This window comes from Nocardia sp. CA-128927, assembly GCF_050955855.1.
GTDB lineage: Bacteria > Actinomycetota > Actinomycetes > Mycobacteriales > Mycobacteriaceae > Nocardia.
Window position 1 is genome coordinate 5,861,071 of record NZ_CP192087.1, and the last position, 18,094, is coordinate 5,879,164.

8 protein-coding genes and 1 pseudogene are annotated in these 18,094 nt (G+C 65.8%); 5 read left to right on the forward strand and 4 right to left on the reverse strand.

Going from position 1 to position 18,094, the window contains the following annotated elements:
• Positions 1–20 precede the first annotated feature (20 nt).
• On the reverse strand, positions 21–8,480 hold the full coding sequence (locus ACQPW1_RS27460) for an SDR family NAD(P)-dependent oxidoreductase (RefSeq protein WP_433654462.1): 8,460 nt from the start codon (positions 8,478–8,480) through the stop codon (positions 21–23).
• A gap of 711 nt (positions 8,481–9,191) precedes the next feature.
• Here ACQPW1_RS27460 and ACQPW1_RS27465 point away from each other — a divergent pair.
• The 4 genes from ACQPW1_RS27465 to ACQPW1_RS27480 all read left to right on the forward strand — a co-directional run bounded on the left by ACQPW1_RS27465 (position 9,192) and on the right by ACQPW1_RS27480 (position 14,002).
• Entirely contained in the window at positions 9,192–9,767 is a 576-nt protein-coding gene (locus ACQPW1_RS27465; RefSeq protein ID WP_433654463.1) for a hypothetical protein, read from the forward strand.
• A 734-nt stretch (positions 9,768–10,501) separates the two neighbouring features.
• Positions 10,502–11,044, forward strand: a complete 543-nt coding sequence (locus tag ACQPW1_RS27470; RefSeq protein ID WP_433654464.1) for a hypothetical protein — start codon at positions 10,502–10,504, stop codon at positions 11,042–11,044.
• A 52-nt stretch (positions 11,045–11,096) separates the two neighbouring features.
• Positions 11,097–12,296, forward strand: coding sequence for a DUF6545 domain-containing protein (locus ACQPW1_RS27475; RefSeq protein WP_433654465.1), 1,200 nt, complete (start codon positions 11,097–11,099; stop codon positions 12,294–12,296).
• Positions 12,297–12,499: 203 nt separating this feature from the next.
• Positions 12,500–14,002 (forward strand): flavin-containing monooxygenase, encoded by a 1,503-nt coding sequence (locus tag ACQPW1_RS27480; protein ID WP_433654466.1) that lies wholly within the window; start codon positions 12,500–12,502, stop codon positions 14,000–14,002.
• Positions 14,003–14,004: 2 nt separating this feature from the next.
• Here the strand turns inward: ACQPW1_RS27480 and ACQPW1_RS27485 are convergent, their stop codons facing one another.
• A complete protein-coding gene (locus ACQPW1_RS27485) occupies positions 14,005–14,928 on the reverse strand; it encodes a bile acid:sodium symporter family protein (protein WP_433654468.1) in 924 nt (307 codons plus the stop codon).
• A 98-nt stretch (positions 14,929–15,026) separates the two neighbouring features.
• Positions 15,027–15,428, reverse strand: coding sequence for an STAS domain-containing protein (locus ACQPW1_RS27490; protein ID WP_433654470.1), 402 nt, complete (start codon positions 15,426–15,428; stop codon positions 15,027–15,029).
• 285 nt (positions 15,429–15,713) lie between these two features.
• Here ACQPW1_RS27490 and ACQPW1_RS27495 point away from each other — a divergent pair.
• A pseudogene (locus ACQPW1_RS27495) lies at positions 15,714–16,605 on the forward strand (SAM-dependent methyltransferase).
• Positions 16,606–16,619: 14 nt separating this feature from the next.
• Here ACQPW1_RS27495 and ACQPW1_RS27500 read toward each other — a convergent pair.
• A complete protein-coding gene (locus tag ACQPW1_RS27500; RefSeq protein ID WP_433654471.1) occupies positions 16,620–17,999 on the reverse strand; it encodes an acyl-CoA dehydrogenase family protein in 1,380 nt (459 codons plus the stop codon).
• Between the last annotated feature and the right edge of the window lie 95 nt (positions 18,000–18,094).

Here is an 18,094-nt window from a genome sequence, read left to right on the forward strand (position 1 = left end):
CTCTCCGTTCGAGCTGCTGCTCAGTGCCCATCCATCAGGCTGGTGAAGCTGGGGAATTGGTCCTCGGCGGACAGCTCGTCGGCGACTGTCCGCATCACCTGTGCACTGGGGTTCTGGATGAACAGGTGACCGCCGGGGACGGTGGTGAGTTCGAACCTGCCGCTGGTCAACTTCTCCCAGCCCTGCAGCTGGTCGGTTTCGAACAGGTGGTCGTCGGCGCCGCGCAGCACCGTGATCGGCGCCCGCAACACCACCCCGTGTTCGAACCGGTAGTCGCCCAACATCTTCAGGTCCGCGCGGACCGCGGGCATCATCGGCTTGACCGAGGCCTCGTCCTCGACGGGTATCGCGAGCAGATCGTTGTCTCGCAACACTTCGAGCACCCTGCTGTCCGACTCGCGATCCATGTCGAAGCCGTCGCGAATGTGCTTCAGGTTCCGCACGTAACTCTCCACCAGCGCGGGCGAGGGCCAGCCGCCGATGATGAGCTTGAGCGGGATTTCGGCGTACTGCTGCTCGAGATACTTGGTGAGTTCGTAAGCGAGCAGGCTGCCCATGCTGTGCCCGTAGATCGCGAAGGTCCGGTCGAGATGCGGCAGCATGGCCTCGGCCAGTTCCTCGATGAAGGCAGGCATCGAGTCGATCGGCACCTCGTTGACGCGGTCTTCGCGACCCGGGTACTGGATACCCACCACCTCGACCGTGTCCGGCAGGAAGTTCGGCCACGGCGTGAAGACCGACGCGCCACCACCGACGAACGGCATCGCGAACACCCGCAGCGACGCGGTGCTGGAGCGACCCTTCACGGTATGAATCCAGCGTTGCGGACCTGCGTTCTCGGCCGCCGCGGGCAGCGTGCCCGTCGCCTCGCCGAACACCTGAGCCAGCACCTCGGTGGCGAGCTCGACAAGCGTCGGTCCGCGCATCAATCCCATTGTCGGGAAGTCGATATCGAGGTGCTTGGCCAGCGCATTGCGGATCTGACCTGCCATCAGCGAGTCCATGCCGAGGTCGGTCAGCGCGACATCGTGGGCGAGCCGGTCGATCGGCATGTCGAAGATCCGTGAGATCTGTTGTGACAGAGCCTCGACGAGCCGCGGCTGCCGCAAACCCTCCTCGAGATCGAGGAGTTCGGCGCGCAGTCCCTCGGTGCCGCCGGAACTCGCGGAACCGACGCTGTCGGCCAAGGCGAGATGGGCGAGCCGTGGCGAGCTGCGGATGATCGGCATGACCTGGTTCATCTTCGCCCAGTTGACGCCGAAAACGCTGGTGCTGGTGACACCCTGGGCCAGGCAGCGACCGATGAAGTCGAGTGCGTGGTCCGGCGAGATCGGTGTCCACCCGAGCCGAGCCAGGGTGTCGAGCTTGTTGCGTGCGACGAACCCTACTTCGGCCATTGCGCCCCAGTTGATCGTCAGCGCGGGCAGCCCGAGCTCGTGGCGATGCGTGGCGAGCGCCTCCAGGAACCCGTTGGCCGCAGCGTAATTCGCCTGACCGGGGGTGCCGACGTTCCAGCTCATCGACGAGAACATGACGAACGCGTCGAGCTCGCGGTCCTTGGTGTGGTTGTGCAGGTGCCAGGCACCGTCGACCTTGGGTTGCACGGTCCGCAGGAAGTCCGCCTCGGTCATGCCTGCCAGCGGCCCATCGGTGAGCACCATTGCGGCGTGGTAGATCCCGCGCAGCGGCGGCAGCTCCGCGATCCGTTCGAGCAGGCCGACGACCTCGGCCTCGATCGACACGTCGGCGCGTTCCAGCACCACGTTGACGCCGAGGGCCCGCATCGCCTCGATCGGCTCCTCGTTCTCGTCGTCGATCTGGCCGCGACGCCCGACCAGCACTACAGTCCGGGCCCCCTTCTCGACCAGCCACTCGGCGGTGCGCAGACCGAAACCGGTGTAGCCGCCGGTGATCAGGTAGGTGCCGTCGCCGTCGACGGTCTCGTCACCGCTCGACGTCGGGTGGACCTGCAGTTCGGTGTCGGGCCGGTACTCGACGACGATCTTGCCGATCTGCTTGGCGGTCACCATGTATCGGAACGCCGAGGCCACCTCGGTGGCATCGAAATCGGTGTGCGGCAGCGCGGGCAGCGTGCCCGCGTTGATCGCGTCGAGCACCTTGCTCATCGACTCGCGGCACAGCGCCGGATCCTCTTTGAGCATCCGGTCGATGTCGATCGCGGAGTAGCTCAGGTTGTTGCCGAACGGCTTCAGACCCAGCTTGTAGTTGTCGTAGATGTCCTTCTTGCCGATCTCGAGGAAACGTCCGCGCGGGCGGAGCAGCTCGAGGCTCTTCGGAATCGTCTCGCCCTGAAGGGAATTGAGCACGATGTCGACACCGTCGTAGCGCTGCCTGATCTCCTGGGCGAAGTCGAGCGAGCGGGAGTCGAAGACCTCCGCAATGCCCAACGAGCGCAGGTAATCCCGCTTCTCCTCGCTACCCGCGGTGGCGACGACCGTCGCGCCGAACGAGTGCGCGATGTGCACCGCGGCCAGCCCGACGCCGCCGGCCGCCGCGTGCACGAGCACCCGGTCGCTCGGACGCAGCCTGCCCACTTCCACCAGCGCGTACCAGGCGGTCAGATACGCCATCGGCAGCGTGGCCGCCTCGGCGTCGGACAGGTTCGTCGGCGCGGGGTACACCCGGCTGACGTCGGCGACCACCAGGTTGCCGAAGCAGCCGCGGGCGAAGGCGACAACGCGATCGCCGGGCGCCAGTCCGTCCACGTCGGGTCCGACCTGGGTGATGGTGCCCGCGCACTCCACGCCGAGGTTGTTCTCGTAGAACCCGCCGAAAGTCGCACCCTCGGAAAGCAATCCGAGCGTCAGCATGATGTCACGGAAGTTCAGGCCGGTGGCCAGCGGCCGGATGGCGACCTGCCCGCTGCCCAGGACGGGCAGCTCCTGCCTTTCGTAGCGCAGCTGCTCGACGCCCGACTCGGCGGGCACCGCCAGCGCGAACGGGGTCTCGTCGGACACGCGGGCCGGGATCGCGACCGAGGCCTCGAACTCGGCGAGCGAGACATGCTCGAGACGGTCGATGAATCGAGTATCGGCGCGGAAGGCGACCTCTTCATCCGCCGTGTCCACGTGCAACAGCTCATCGAAGAGCTGCGCGGCACGCTGTGCGGCGGACGCGGCCGGGTCGAAGTCGAAGATCTTCGCACGCAGACTGCTGTGCTCGCTCAACAACACCCGCAAGATGCCCCAGCTCGGAACCTGGCTCAGCGCAACGCGCTCCGCCCGGTCCAGGACATGCGCCCCAGAGGTCGCCACCCACAGCCGTGGAGACTGGTCCCAGTCCAGCTCCTCGACCGCCTGGGCCAACGCGATGACGCTGTAGGCCCCCTGACTCTCCACCGCAGGCAGCAGTTCGGTGGTCAGGTCTGTCCCCGCGAAATCGAGGTTCCACAGGTGCAAGACACCGGCTACCTCACCGGCGTACGCGCGCACCTCCGCCAGCACGCGCTGGATATCCGCGCTGCTGTTGGGCCGCACCCGGTAGGTGCGGGCGTCGACCTGCTCGAAATCGTCGCCACGGGTGACGAGCACGCCTGCCGCACCGGCCTCCCCGATCAGCCCGGCATAGCCCGCGCCGACACCGTCCGCATCCGCGAGCACCACCCAGGGCGCCTTATCGATGCGCGGCTGATGCGGCTCGAGATCGACGGTCTGCCTGCGCGCCAGGATCACCGAGTTACCGGTCTCCTCCGGGGTGGCCATGTCCGAGAAGATCTGCACGCCTTCGAAACCGACGCTGGGCAGGAACTCCCGCCACGTCGCCTCCGCCATCAGCGGATAGCTGGGCCGCAGGTCGTGATCGCTGAAGGCCCACCAGCCCTCGGTCATGCCGAAGGTCAGATCGACCCAGTGCGGCGGCACCGTCGCCTCGACCACGAGCAGCAGTCCCTGCGCGGTCAGCAGCCGTTGCACGTTGCCGAGGGTGTGGCTCAGGCTCGGGGTGGCGTGCACGACATTCGAGGCAACGACGATGTCGTAGTAGTGCGCATCGAAGCCCTGGGCCTCGATGTCGTGCTCGATGTCGAGGACTCGGTAATCGATGAAGTCGTACTCGCTGAACCGATGCCGCGCCTTGCCGAGGAACAGCTGCGTGATGTCGGAGTACACGTACTCCGCACGGTCCGGCGGCAGCTCGGACAGGACATAGGGTGTCGTGCCACCCGTGCCGGCACCGATCTCGAGCACCCGCACGGGTCGATCGGTCGGCAGGTCGCGCACACACTCCGCGACCACCTTGCTGACGATGCGATTGGCCTTGCCGAACGAGAACGAGGGTCCGTAAAGGTCTGCGACCGACTGGAATTCGTCCTCGGGGAAGATCAGCTCGATGGGGTTGACGTCGTCGCGCAGCACCGCCGCCTGCTCCGTGCCACAGCGTTCCAGCACCGCGAGCTCGGGCACGTACTGATCCGGATGCTTCGCCCGCAGCTCGGCCAGCGCCGCCGCGGTATCGACGCGTTCCGGCACGACGAGCAGCCGCCACGCGTCCGCGTCCTGCTCGGTGATCCCGTGCTGCGCAAGCAGTTCCAGCAAGCGCGCGAGGTAGCGGACGTGCTTGTCGTGCACCCCCATCTCGGCCGCGATCTCGGCGACGGTGAAGGTGCGGCCCACCGCGAACTGCATGCCGAGTGTGTAGAACGCCTCGGTCACGTACCCGATGCACAGCTCGTTCATCTCCGCTTCATGCACGGAGTGGTAGTCGCGATTGACCGACCAGTGCCGCAGTTCGTCGATCAACGGTTCGACGGCCGCGTCGAGATCCGTTGTCGCGGGCAGGAAGTCGGCGGCCATCCGGTGCTTCGTGCGCACCGGGTCTGCGTGCCAACGGAACTCGTAGAGCCACTGCAGCAGTGCGTCGCCGTCCTCGGTGCTCTGCGTGATCGACTTGCCCTTGAAGCCTTCGAGCTCGGCCACCAGAGTGCCGTCTTCGTTGACGATCCACAGATCGCCGTAGCAGTACGCGATGTCGTCGGTGACCTGCGCGCGCCCGTAGCAGTACACGCGGCCGGTTGCCTTGGCGTAGAAGCTGAGTCGCTTCACCTCGACCGGCAGGTACAGCGTCTTGTCGTCGCTGTTCGGATCGTTGCCCATCGAGATGGACAGCGACTGGAAGCACGAATCGAGCACCGCGGGATGGATCGCGTGCCGGGGCGCCTCGTCCGCGAGGGCCGCCGGGGTATCGATCCGGCCGAGCGACTTGAGGTCGGCGTAGTTGAGCTTGGTGATCGCCTTGAACGTCGGGCCCAACATCAAGCCATTGTTGCGGAGCTTGGCGAAGACCTGTGCGGGTTCGATCTCCTCGGGGCATTCCGCGTCGAGTTCGGCGAACGGCACGGGCAGGTCGGTGACCGGAGCGCCGCGGCGCAGGGTGCCGACCGAGTGCAGGGTCCAGTCCTTGTCGCCGTCCTGCCTGCTGTACACCGAGTAGTGCAGCGACTCGGTCAGCACAACCTGAACGACGGGTGCCGGGCGGTCGTCGAAGACGAACAGCGCGCGACGGAACTCGACATCCTCCAGCGAGTACAGACCCGCGCCGAACGCGCTCTCCGCGCAACCGAGCACCATGTCCAGGTACGCCGCGCCGGGGAAGACGATGGGGCCTTGGACCCGGTGATCATCGAGCCACGGGTACACATCCGGGTCGAGCACCAGTTCCCACACATGCTTACCCGGCTCGTCCGCGACCCGGCCGACGTCCCCGACGAGCGGATTGGCCAGCGACGGGAATCGCTTGCCGTGCGCCGAAGGCGTTTCCAGCCAATAGGTTTCGCGCTGCCACGGGTAGAACGGCACCTGCACGCGCTCGCCGATCCCGGCGAACGATGCCTCCCACGACGGGTCGAACCCGGCCGCGTACAGCGTGGCCAGCGAAGACAACAGGGTGTCGCGATCGCGTTGCTTGCGATGCAACGAGGCGACAACGACGCCCTCGGCCTTGCGCTGATCGAGCAGCTCGCCGATCGCCGTCCCGTGAATCGGGTGCGGACCGAGCTCGACGAACGCCAGGTGCTGATCCTCGATGAGGCGATCGATGGCGGGCGCGAACTTCACCGGCTCGCGCACGTTGTGCCACCAGTACTCGGCATCGAGCCCACCGGTCGGCGCGATGTCCGCGGTGACCGTGGAGTACATCGGAATGGTCGCCTCGCCCGAGGTGAGTCCGGACAACGACGAAAGCAGTTCGTCTTTCAGCGGATCCATGTGGTGGCTGTGGAAAGCCACACTGACCTGAAGCATCCGGGCGAAGATCTTGTCGGCGCCGAGCTCGCGCTCGATCTCCTCGAGCGCATCCGGATCACCGGCCAGCGCAATGGATTCCGGGCCGTTGAGCGCGGCAATGGCCACCCGCCCGCGGTACCCGGCGACCCGCTGCTCGACCTCGCTGAGGGGCAGACCCACCGCGAGCATCTTGCCCTTGCCGGAGGCCTGCTGCTGCACCCGGCTGCGGTGGAAGATGACCCGCACCGCGTCCGCGAAGGACAGCGCCCCCGACACGTAGGCGGCGGCGACCTCGCCGATGCTGTGGCCGACCACGGCGGCGGGAACGATGCCCCGGCTCTGCCACACGGCGGCCAATCCGACCTGCACCGCGAAGACCGCGGGCTGGGCGATGAAGGTCTCGCCGATGCGGCTGTCGGCCTCGTCGCGACCGAGCTCCTCGATGACGCTCCAGTCGGCATGCTTGGTCAGCTCGGCATCGACGCGCTCGACGGTCTGCCGGAACACCTCGTTCTCCGCGAGCAGCTCCCGCGCCATGCCCCACCACTGCGGGCCCTGGCCCGAAAACACGAATGCCACGCTCGGCGCGACGGGCGCTTTCACGCCACTTCGAATCGCTTCCGGCGCAGCACCTCTGGCCACCTCACGAAGAGTGTCGCGTAGCTCGTCCGTGGACGAACACACGACGGCAAGGCGATGGTCATAGTGCGCACGCGCCTGTGCCTGTGTGGACGCGATGGCGGGCAGCGTCGCGGTCGACTCGTCCAGGAAGTCCGCGTAGCTGTCGGCGTAGGCCCGCAGCGCGTCCTTGGTCTTCGCACTGAGCGTGAAGACAACCGGCTCTTGCTCCGGCCGGGTGTTCTCCGCGTGCCCATTTGCGTTGTCCGCGTGTGTGTTCGGCGCGGCCTCGGGCGGACCCTCCAGGATCACGTGGGCATTGGACCCGCCGAAACCGAAGGAGTTCACACCCGCAAGACGGGGCCGCCCGCCCGGCCACGTCTGCCGGGTCTGGGCAAGCTGCAGCCCCAGTTCCGCGAACGGGATCTCGTGGTTCGGCACCGCCGAGTGCAGGTTCGCGGGGATCTCGCCGTTGGCGAGCACCAGGCACGCCTTGATGATGCCTGCGATGCCTGCCGCGGACTCGAGGTGGCCGAGGTTCGACTTCACCGCACCGACGATGCACGGGCCGTGCCCATTTCGCCCGACCGCCAACGCCTTTCCGAGCGCGCGTGCCTCGATCGGGTCGCCAACGGCGGTACCCGTGCCGTGCGCCTCGACATAGCCGATGTCGGCCGGCGCGACGCCGGCATCGCGACAGGCGTCCTCGATCATCTGCGCCTGGGCGTCCTCGCTCGGCACGGAGATGCCGTTGGTGCGGCCGTCCTGGTTTGTCGCGCTGCCACGGATCACCGAGTAGATGCGGTCACCGTCGGCGATCGCCGCGGACAGCGGCTTGAGGACGATCGTGCCCGAGCCCTCACTGCGCACGTAGCCGTCGGCGGACTCGCTGAACGACTTGGAGCGACCCTCCGGCGACAGAAAGGTCCCCTGGCTGAATCCGATGGTCGCCTCGGGGATGAGCAGCGTGCTGACGCCGCCGACGATCGCCATCGTCGCCTCGCCGGAGCGAATGCTGCGGCACGCGAGGTGAATCGCGATCAACGAGGACGAGCAGGCGGTGTCCACCGTCATGCTGGGGCCGCGCAGGTCGAGCAGGTACGAGACCCGGTTGGCCACAATGCAATTCGTGACACCGGTCATCGTGTGGCCACCGATGAGGTAGCGGTTCTCCGGGTTCAGCTGGATGATGCCGTAGTCATGACCCGAAACACCCGCGTACACAGCGGTTTTCGTGCCTGCCAGGTGCTCGGGAACCATGCCCGCGTCCTGCAGCGCTTCCCACGTCGTCTCGAGGAAGAGCCGCTGCTGCGGGTCGATTCGCGCGGCCTCGTGCGGGGTGATGCCGAAGAACTGCGCGTCGAATGACGAGACGTCATCGAGGTAGCCACCCGATCGGGTGCGCAGGTGGCCGGGCCGGGCCGCATCGCGATCGTAGAAAGCGGCACCTGTCCACCGGTCCTCCGGGACCTCACGGACGGCATCCCGCTCATCGAGCAGGAGCTGCCAGAAATCGCCTACGTCGGAAACCTGTCCTGGGAACCGGCAACCGATCCCCACGATGGCTATGCCCTCATGGGCGGTCGACTCGGCCTCGATCGAGGAGCTGTGCACAGAATCCATCGCATTACCTTCGTTTGTAAACACACATCTATCGACAGCGAGGGCAACGGCTATTTGTTGCCCTCGCGCCGATCAGGATCCGTATCGACCATTCGCGTTCAGCGTGGCGATGCGCGTAACCGTGGCATCGGTCCGATAAGCGAGGCGACGTCGAGCAGGCTGATTTGATTGTCGAGCTCCCGGCGGGTTGCCGGAATTGAGTTGGTGGTCATGTTCCCCCCTCGAGGAACATGACGGTTGACACGAGATATCCACCATCCGAATGGCTTTCGGCCGACAGCTGGGCGGGCTCGAACTCCCAGCCGTTGCCGACGCCGGTGTCGGCTCTACCCGAACGGGATCTCGGTACTCGGACCGAGCCGTTCGCACGCCGAGCAGGCGGCAAGTCATCGGCTATGGGCCGACTGGGCTGGTGAGTACCGGCACGCGCCATGCCATCGGGAGTCGTGCTGAACTTCCACATGATCGGTGCCCGCCTCACGCCTAAGTGCCCAGATCCGCACCCATGGACAGAATTTAACTACCACAATCACTCATGTCAACACATCGGTGTGCATTGATGTGCATCTGCACCCGCACATGCGCATCGTCGTGGACGATATCTCGCCACGAGGCCTGCCGTAAGGGCACTATCTTGCTATTGCGCCCCATGACGACCACGGATGAGCGGTGATGCATGTACATGAGCAGTCAAGTGGTACGATGCTTCCCATGGGCGACGAATTGGGCGCCAGCGAGACCGTGAAGCGTAATAAAGTCGAGTCGGCTGGACAGCGGTTCGGACGGCAGCTGAAGGCGTTCCGGCAGCGAAATCTTCCCGATGACCTGGTAACTCACCAGCACATCCATGATCTGGGCGGTCCTACGCGGAACGTGCAGTCGCGGATCGAGAGCGGGCAGGTCGACACGATCAGCGCTACCACGGAGGCGAAGTACAACCGGGCACTCGAGGCCCTCGGTCTACCGACCGGGAGCGCGACCTCGGCTCTGTATCACGGTGGCACGCTGGGCTTCCCCACCGACGAGCTGGCTGCCGTTGCGGTGGTGGACGACGATGTCGAGAGCGGGGTGAGCGCCCTGCAGAATCTGACCCGCAAACACCGGTCCGTCGTGGATCTGGTGACCGAGCTCGACCGGCTCGGCATCGAGTTGAAGCGGGCCCGCAGCCATACCGAGGGCTACCAGCTGATCTTCCCCAAGACGGCGATCGACCGGCTGTTGCAGGCGCTGCAGAACACCGCCGACCCCGGGCACGAGTCCGACCGAGACGACGCTCCACCGACGTAGCCCGCGAAGAAGCCGGCCGCAGATGCGCGCACCGTCGATACCCACCCGAGGCACCGCGGACGCGGTGCCAGTGGATCGCGCTCGACCGCGACGAGGTGTCGGCGATCGCAGCGGTCGTGTTGCGACAGCGGCTGACACACAACGGGTCTCGCCGCGGCGTTCGATACCGCCTATGTGCCGGATCAGCTTTGACAGGGCGGCCGGTCTCAGCTGCCGCCGCCGGAGTGCCGGACTCGCCGAAACGTGGCCGACGCCGGGACGTTTCGGCCCGCGACCTGCACTTGATCTACCACCGCCGTTCCCCAGGTATCCTGTCCGGCACTCAGGTTCATCCATATCCGACCAGGTCAACGGCACAATCAATTCCCCTTGACCGCCAAATTACAACTACGCGAAGCTCGGGTGACAGGTAGGCTATAAGCCAGCCCGGCAGGTCGATGATGGTGACTCGACGTGTGTCGACATGTCGGCTCCCTGAAGGCATCCGGACAATGGGTAGGTCGCGCTCCCCGTTGCAACGGATGACTTCGACGAACAAAATCGCGCCGGCGGCAACGATGCCGCTGTTGTGCGCGATAACAAGGTGAGATCTCCAGGTGCTCGGGGGAGGAAATCGTGAACACATACGATCCGCATTCCACCGGCCTCGCCGCAGCAGCTCGCACCAGCGCTTATGCCGACGAGTCGGGAACCACTGGCGCGGATCGCCTCGCTCGAACGAGGAGGCAAGTGACATGTTGAAACTGTTCCGGCGCAAGATCTCCGCCTTCGCGCGGAGCCGGACCCGAGGCACGATCTCGACCCGTGCCCGGCTGCAAGCCGTGGTCGATCGGCTCGAGCTCCCCGCGGATTGGACCATCGAGGAGTTCATCGCGTCGGTCGAGCGCATGCGCGGGCGGCGGATCGTGCGATTGCTGCTGCCGCCGACCGCACCGGTCGGACTGTGCGGACTGTGGCTGGCGTGCAAGGGCTACGACGTGATCTTCCTTCGGCAGTCGTCCGACCCCGCGGTAGAGCTGCACGTCGCATTGCACGAGGTCAGCCACATGTTGCTCAACCACGGGCAGGACACGTCGCTCTCCGCGGTGGAGTGGTCGACACTGACGAGCGGAGTGGCACTGAACCACGAAATCGACTTCTCCACAGTGCGGGCCGCCCGCGGCGCATCCAGCTACGCCTCCATCGAAGAGTACGAAGCCGAGCTGCTGGCCACCCTGATCGGCTTCCGCGCGAGGACCGTCGGACCGCGCCGCGATCCGATGTTGAAAGAGCTGTAGCCGCATGTGGCCGCATGACCACCTTCCGACTGGGTTGACCATCTCGGCAACGGTGTTAATCGTTGTCATCACGGTGATCCGCCTCGCGCTGACCCTGCACACCTCGATCTTCGGCCGCCTGATCAACACGTTGCTCGGCTTCGATGCGGCAGCCGCTTTCCTGCGTGAGCCGGTTTTCGCCCGCCACGTGGCCAGGGTCGTCCCCGGCGGCCTGCCCACCGTGTTCGACACCTGGCACTGGCTTACCGTGACCGCCTGGGCATTCGGTCTCGGCATGGCACTGCTGCACGAAAACGGTCCGGTGCGCTACCGAGTCCAGTTCAAGATCGTGCTCGGCCTGTCAGCGGCCATCGGCCTGGTGTTCCTCACTCTGAGCGCGCCCGCGCGGGCCCACGGAATGTCGTCCATCGCCGAGTACGGCGGCTGGCGGTTCGGCGTCTACATCGGCCTGTATTCCACACTGCCGGTACTGGTTTCGTGCTACTACTACGTACTGAAGATCAGGGGCACGGTGTGGCGGACGACCACCCTGTGGGAGCGGATCACGGTGACCACCCTGGTGCTGTTCGGCGTCGCCAGCTCGCTGCCGGTCTGCCTGTTGGCGGTCTCGGCGGCGTTGGACGCCCTCGGCGCGGGCAACGCGTTCACGCACAGCACCTACAACATGGTCGCCGACGGATTCACCTCGGGCGAACCCGGGCTGTTCCTCTTCGCCGCCCTGGTCATGGTGTTCATCCCGTCCTCGGCGCAGTCCGTGGTGCAACTGCTGCGACTGGACAGTGAATCACGTGCCGCGCGCCGGGTGTATCCGCTGTGGAAGGATCTGACCGGCGCCGCGCCACAGGTCGTGTTCCAGCTGAAACGTGCTGACAATTGGAATGTTTCGCCGCAGGAGCGGCTGCACCGCCGCCGGATGGAAATCCATGACGCGGCCGAGATCGTCGCCAGATACGTGGTGCCGCTGCCGACCGCCGTCGACGAACTGATCGAGAGCACGATCGGCGAAGACGACCAAGAGCACATCCGCATGGTCGCCGAGCTGGTCCTGGCGGTCAAGCGGCTCACCGACGAGGATGGCGAACCGGCAGGCGAGCCGACCGCACACGGGGCCGACGTACCCGATGAGCAGACCCTGCTGCGTTGCTGGCAGCCCGCGAAGGCGCTGCTCCACGCGACCGAAGTCACCGTGGAACGTCGCACACCTATTGCCACGCACAGTGATTCACGCCGGGCGGCGTCCACCCCGGCCTGACCGGCACCCGGCCCCGCCTGCCGAACTGGCCGTACGGTGGCCCCCCGCAGCTCGCCCCGGGCAAGCGTATGCTGCACAAGATGCGCATCGATGGGCGGCGCGAACATTTTTCTGTACGTCCCGCGTCCTGCTGTGGTGTAATCGTGTCGGTTCCATCGAAGTGATCAAGCCATTCGCTGAAAGTTGCTATTCAGGGGGTCGAGATGACCGCACCGATCGATCCGGTGAGCCCGACGTATCCGAACGTGCTCATCGTCGGCACCGGTTTGGCCGGTGTCGGGATGGCAATCGAGCTGCTGCAGGCGGGCGAACGCGATTTCGTCGTCCTGGAGAAGGCCGACGGCGTCGGTGGCGTATGGCGAGACAACACCTATCCCGGATGCGCCTGCGACGTCATGTCGATGATGTATTCGTATTCGTTCGCGCCGAACACCGGCTGGAGCCGGTTGTACGCGAGCCAACCGGAGATACTCGATTACATCCGACGCGTCGTCAAGGATTACGAGCTCGAACCGTATATCCGATTCCGGTCCGAGGCAGTGTCTTACGAATTCGACGATGCCGACGACCGGTGGGTGGTGCGCACCGCCGACGGCGACGAATACCGCCCGCGCGCCGTGGTCGCCGCGCACGGCGCACTGCACAAGCCCAGCATTCCGGAGTTCAAGGGGCGGGACAGCTTCACCGGCCAGGTGTTCCATTCCGCCGAGTGGGATCATTCGGTTGATCTGGCAGGCAAACGGGTAGCGGTGATCGGCACCGGGGCCAGCGGCATGCAGTTGGCGCCCCAGATCGCCGATGCCGCAGCGCATGTCGACGTGTTCCAGCGCAACCCGCACTGGGTGCTGCCCAAGATGGACCGCCCGGTCAGCAACACCGAGCAACGCCTCTTCAAGACCTTTCCGGGCCTGATGAAGATCTACCGGATCGGCTCCTTCCTGATGCACGAGGCGCCCGTCTTCGGCTACTTCCACCCCCGGTTGAACTTCCTGCTCAAACGGTTGTCGCTGCACCATCTGCGCAAGCAGGTGCCCGATCCGGAACTACGCGCGAAGCTCACCCCCACCTACACCTTCGGCTGCAAACGAATCCTGTTCTCCAGCGACTTCTATCCGGCACTGCAGCGACCCGATGTCAGCCTGGTGACCGAAGGCATCGAGGAGTTCACCGAATCCGGGATCCGCACGGCGGACGGCGAGTTGCACGAGGTCGACGTGGTCATCCTCGGCACCGGCTTCGCCACCGACAACCGGTGCGCCACCGAGCACATCGTCGGCCGCGACGGGCTCACCATCCAGGACGCCTGGCGCGACGGCACCGAGGCCTACCTCGGCATGACCGTGGCCGGCTTCCCGAACTTCTTCATGATCATGGGCCCGAATTCCGGCGGCGGCGCGGTGTCGATTCTGTTCATGATCCAAGCCCAGGCGCGCTACATCGCGCAGTGCCTGCGCCTGATGCAGGCCCGGGGTTCGACGCGGCTCGAGGTGAACGACGCTGTGCAGCGCCGGTTCAACCACTGGTTGCAGACCAAACTCGACAGGTCCGTGTGGGTTTCCGGCGGCTGCCACAGCTGGTTCCTCGATCACAACGGCCGCAATCGACAGTCCTGGCCGGGCACCGGCACGAGTTACTGGCGCGCGACCCGCCAACCCGAAGCAGATGCCTTCGTACTTTCCTCGGTGGGACAGCAAACGTCTTCGTAGGCCTACCCGGAGCTCGGCCCGTCGGCGGACTTCGGCTGCCCGCTGACCAAGGCAGCGTCGGGCAGATCTCGCGGTCGACGCCGGGTCACCAGCCAACCGAAGCCTGCCGCCAGCGGGAAGATCGCGACACCGTAAACCGCTGCGGGAATGGCCATTTCGGTGCTGCCCAGGACGCTGATGGCGATCGTGATGGCGATGACGCCGTTGTGGATGCCGACCTCCATCGAGCACGCGATCGCCTGGCGCCCTTCGACACCGAGCACGCGGGGCACCACGTAGCCGATGGTCAAACTGATCAGGCAGAACAAGATCATCGCCACGCCGACGGCCCGCAGGTAGGGGATGATGTCGGCGCGTTGGTCGACCATCGTCGCGGCGATCACCAGCGCCAGCGTGAGCGCGGACCCGATGCGCACCGGCTTGTCCATCCGATCCGCGAAGCTCGCCGACACCTGGCGCACCAGCATGCCCAGCGCGACCGGTATCAACACGATCGCGAACACCTGCACGACCTTGCCGAACTGCAATCCCACCGCGGCCGCCCCGCCCGGGTCGAAGTAGTCGATGGCGAGGTTCGTGATCACCGGCACCGTGGCCACCGCGATGATCGAATTGACCGCGGTGAGCGAGACATTCAGCGCGACATCACCGTGGAACAGGTGACTGAACAGGTTCGCCGCCGTCCCGCCCGGCGACGCCGCGAGCAGCATCACCCCGATCGCCAGCAGCGGCGACGGATCGAACAACAAGACCAGACCGAACGCGGCGCACGGCAACACCACCAGCTGACACCCCAGCGCGATGGCGACGACCTTGGGGCTCTTCGCGATTCGAGTGAAGTCTTGGACGGTGAGCGAGAGCCCGAGCCCGAACATGATCACAATCAAAACCAGCGGCAGCCCCACAGAAATAAGCGGAGAGTCCATGGTGTCCGATCATTCCGCCTTCCGGCGCCGCGCGCAGACACAAACACCAAACTGAGAGAAGTGTTGCAGGGCCGCAAGGCGTTTCAGGGCGCGCGCACCTATTCCGTGACGGCACGCACCGCGATATCCAAGCGTGGATAACACCGGATGCGTTCGTAAGCGTCGGTCAATTCGAAGACTCGTTGCGTCGGTCGCGACGACACCACGACCGCGAACCGGCGCTGGCAGGTATCGGCCCGTTCGGCGGCCCGCACGAGCACGTCGACTCCGGCGAATCCCAGGAAGGAGACCCCGCTCGTATCCACGATCATGGCTGGGACGCGTTCGCCGTCGTACACGGCTCGATCCAGCAGCGGTGCGGTCGCCAGATCGAGCTCGCCGACGATCGCGAGCAACCGGATGCCGCGCCGCAGGGTGTTGCCGCGGATTCGAAACTGTCCGTGGGTGAACTCGCTGACGCTCGTCGACTGGTGGGTATGTGAATGCAGTCGACGAGACATTCGGGGGTGCCGTGGACTAACCTGATTCGCCATGCGCAACGCTCCGGGTCAGCGCCGAACGAGCGTGCCGTCCAGCGTGATTCGGTCGTAGCCTCGAGCCCGGCCGCGCCGAAGCGAACCGGGGCGGAGACTACCGTTGGCTCGTTGTCTGAACCTCTCGCAAAAGTACCCGCGTCCGCGTTCACATACAACAGTGGCGCCTGCGGTCCGGAACGACCGTTCGGATCGCGATAACATGCCGACCAGTTGGTGCAATAGTTCCAGATGGCAGGTACGTTGGCGATTGTGCGTACCGAGGGAGATACCTGGGACATACATAAACACCGGTGTCGGGTCCACGGCGTTGTTCGTCGCCGCGGCCCGCGCCCTGGCCGGTCGCGGACCCGCACCGCTGGCCGTCGACCCGTACGCGGAGGTCTTCGTCCGCGCCGCGGGACCGGAGTGGGCGGATCTGCTCGACGGCAAGGTGACCGAGCATCCGCTGCTCGGCGCCGGGTTCGGCGAGTCCTTCCAGACCTTCCAGGAAGCACGGACCAGATACTTCGACGACTACTTCGCGGTCGCCATGGCCGCCGGGGTCCGCCAGATCGTCATTCTCGCCGCCGGTCTCGACGCGCGCGCCTACCGTCTGCCCTGGCCCGACGGCACCGTCGTCTACGAACTCGACCGCCCGCAGGTGCTGGAATTCAAGCGGCAGACCCTCGCCGCTGACGGCGACAAGCCACGCGCCGACCGACGCGAGGTGCCGGTGGATCTGCGCGAGGATTGGCCGAAAGCGTTGCGCGAACGAGGTTTCGATCCGGCGACACCGACCGCATGGCTCGCCGAAGGCCTACTCCCCTACCTGCCCGCCGCCGCGGTGGATCAGCTGTTCGACAATATCGACCAGGCCAGCGCCGCCGGTAGTCGCGTCGCCATCGAGGAGTTGGATCCGATGCCCGAACAGGCTTCTACCGAGGTCGACGAGGCCGATTCGGTCATGGACGTCCGAACGGGCTGGACAGATCTGGTCTACAACGAGCAGCGCAGTGATGCGGTGGAGTGGTTCGCCGCACGCGGTTGGCGCGCAGCGGGCATCACCCTGCCGGATTACCTCGACTCGGTGGGCCGGAAGCCTACCGAGGACGCGCAGTCATTGCCACCACTGGTGACTCTGGTGAGTGCGATCCGCCCCTGAGGCTTCCGCCCGGTTCAGCGCGGCGGGCGAAGGATTTTCAAGGCGGCCTTCATGATCGGCCCCGGCACGCGATCCCGCATGCCCAGCGCCGCCGCGGCAGCCTTGCCGCGCACCTCGGTGCCGCGACCGAACATCTTGTTCAGCGGCCCACCCGACGGCTCGAGATCGACGTGCAGCGGCGGCCTGCCCTCCGCCGCGCCCAGCGCATGCGCGATGACGATGCGCTGGACCTCACTGGTTCCTTCGAAGATGGTGTACAGCTTCGCATCTCGGTACCACTTCTCCACCGGATGATCGCTGATGTAACCCCATCCGCCCAACGTTTGGATCGCGCGCTCGGTGGCTTTCACCGCCACCTCGCTCGCCGCCAACTTCGCCATCGATCCCTCACCGCGCTCGAAGAGCACACCGTTGGCCGCCATCCAGGACGCCCGCCACGTCAGCAGCCGAGCGGCATCGATCTGGGTGGCCAAGTCCGCGATCGGAAAGGCAATCCCCTGATTGTCCATGATCGGCGCACCGAACGCCTCGCGCCGGTTCGCGTAGGAGGTCATGTATTCCAAAGCCGCCCTGGCGATTCCGAGCGCCTGCGCGGCCACCATCGGCCGCGTCTGCTCGAACGTACCCAACGTCACCGAGCCGGACCGCCCGCCACTACGAACCGCCTCCCGCCGCTTCGCCAACGAATGCTCGAGCTTCTCCACTCCCCCGAGCAGATTCTCCATCGGCACCCGCACACTGTTGAACTTCAACTCCGCGGTATGCGATGCCCGACACCCCAACTTGTCCAGCTTCCGCACCAGCTCCAGCCCAGGTGTACCGCCGGGCACAACGAACAATGCCTGCCCCCGATGCCCTAACTCCTCATCCACCACCGCATTCACCACATGCACATTGGCAATGCCGCCATTCCCGATCCACATCTTGTGACCGTCGATCACCCAGTCGTCACCGTCCCGAACCGCCCGCGTGCGCAGATTCCGCACATCACTACCACCCTCAGGCTCCGAAATCGCCAACGCCGCAAGCTTCAAATCCCCAGGCGTACCGAAACACTCGGGCGCCCACTGCAACATCTGCTCCGGCGTAGCCGCCTGCCCGATCGCCGACAGCGCCAACGCCGGCATCACAATCGCCAACCCGATCCCAGCACACCCCCAGAACAACTCCTCCATGAACATCGGCAACGACAGTCCGGTCGGGTCCCCGATCAGGTCGCGATAGAACAGCGGGCTGTAGAACCCCCGCTCAGCAGCCTCCTCGAGAACCGGCCACGGAAACTCCTGAGCCCGGTCATAGTCGGCCGCTACGGGCCGGATGCAGTCTTCCGCGAACTCGTGCGCCCGTTTAGCCAGGTCGTGCTGCGCCGCCGTCGGTGTCAGGTCGAAAGTCACGGCTTGGCGATACCCCACAACCGTCGGTCGACACGCCAAACTCGCGAATCCTTACACCGGAGATCGCGAAACCGTCCCGAAGCGCGGTGCACATC

Excerpts from the sequence above, each read along its gene's own strand:
- ACQPW1_RS27470 (WP_433654464.1), top strand. The coding sequence starts at position 10,502 with ATGTTGAAACTGTTCCGGCGCAAGATCTCCGCCTTCGCGCGGAGCCGG.
- ACQPW1_RS27485 (WP_433654468.1), bottom strand. The coding sequence starts at position 14,928 with ATGGACTCTCCGCTTATTTCTGTGGGGCTGCCGCTGGTTTTGATTGTG.
- ACQPW1_RS27460 (WP_433654462.1), bottom strand. The coding sequence starts at position 8,480 with ATGGATTCTGTGCACAGCTCCTCGATCGAGGCCGAGTCGACCGCCCAT.
- ACQPW1_RS27480 (WP_433654466.1), top strand. The coding sequence starts at position 12,500 with ATGACCGCACCGATCGATCCGGTGAGCCCGACGTATCCGAACGTGCTC.
- ACQPW1_RS27490 (WP_433654470.1), bottom strand. The coding sequence starts at position 15,428 with ATGTCTCGTCGACTGCATTCACATACCCACCAGTCGACGAGCGTCAGC.
- ACQPW1_RS27465 (WP_433654463.1), top strand. The coding sequence starts at position 9,192 with ATGGGCGACGAATTGGGCGCCAGCGAGACCGTGAAGCGTAATAAAGTC.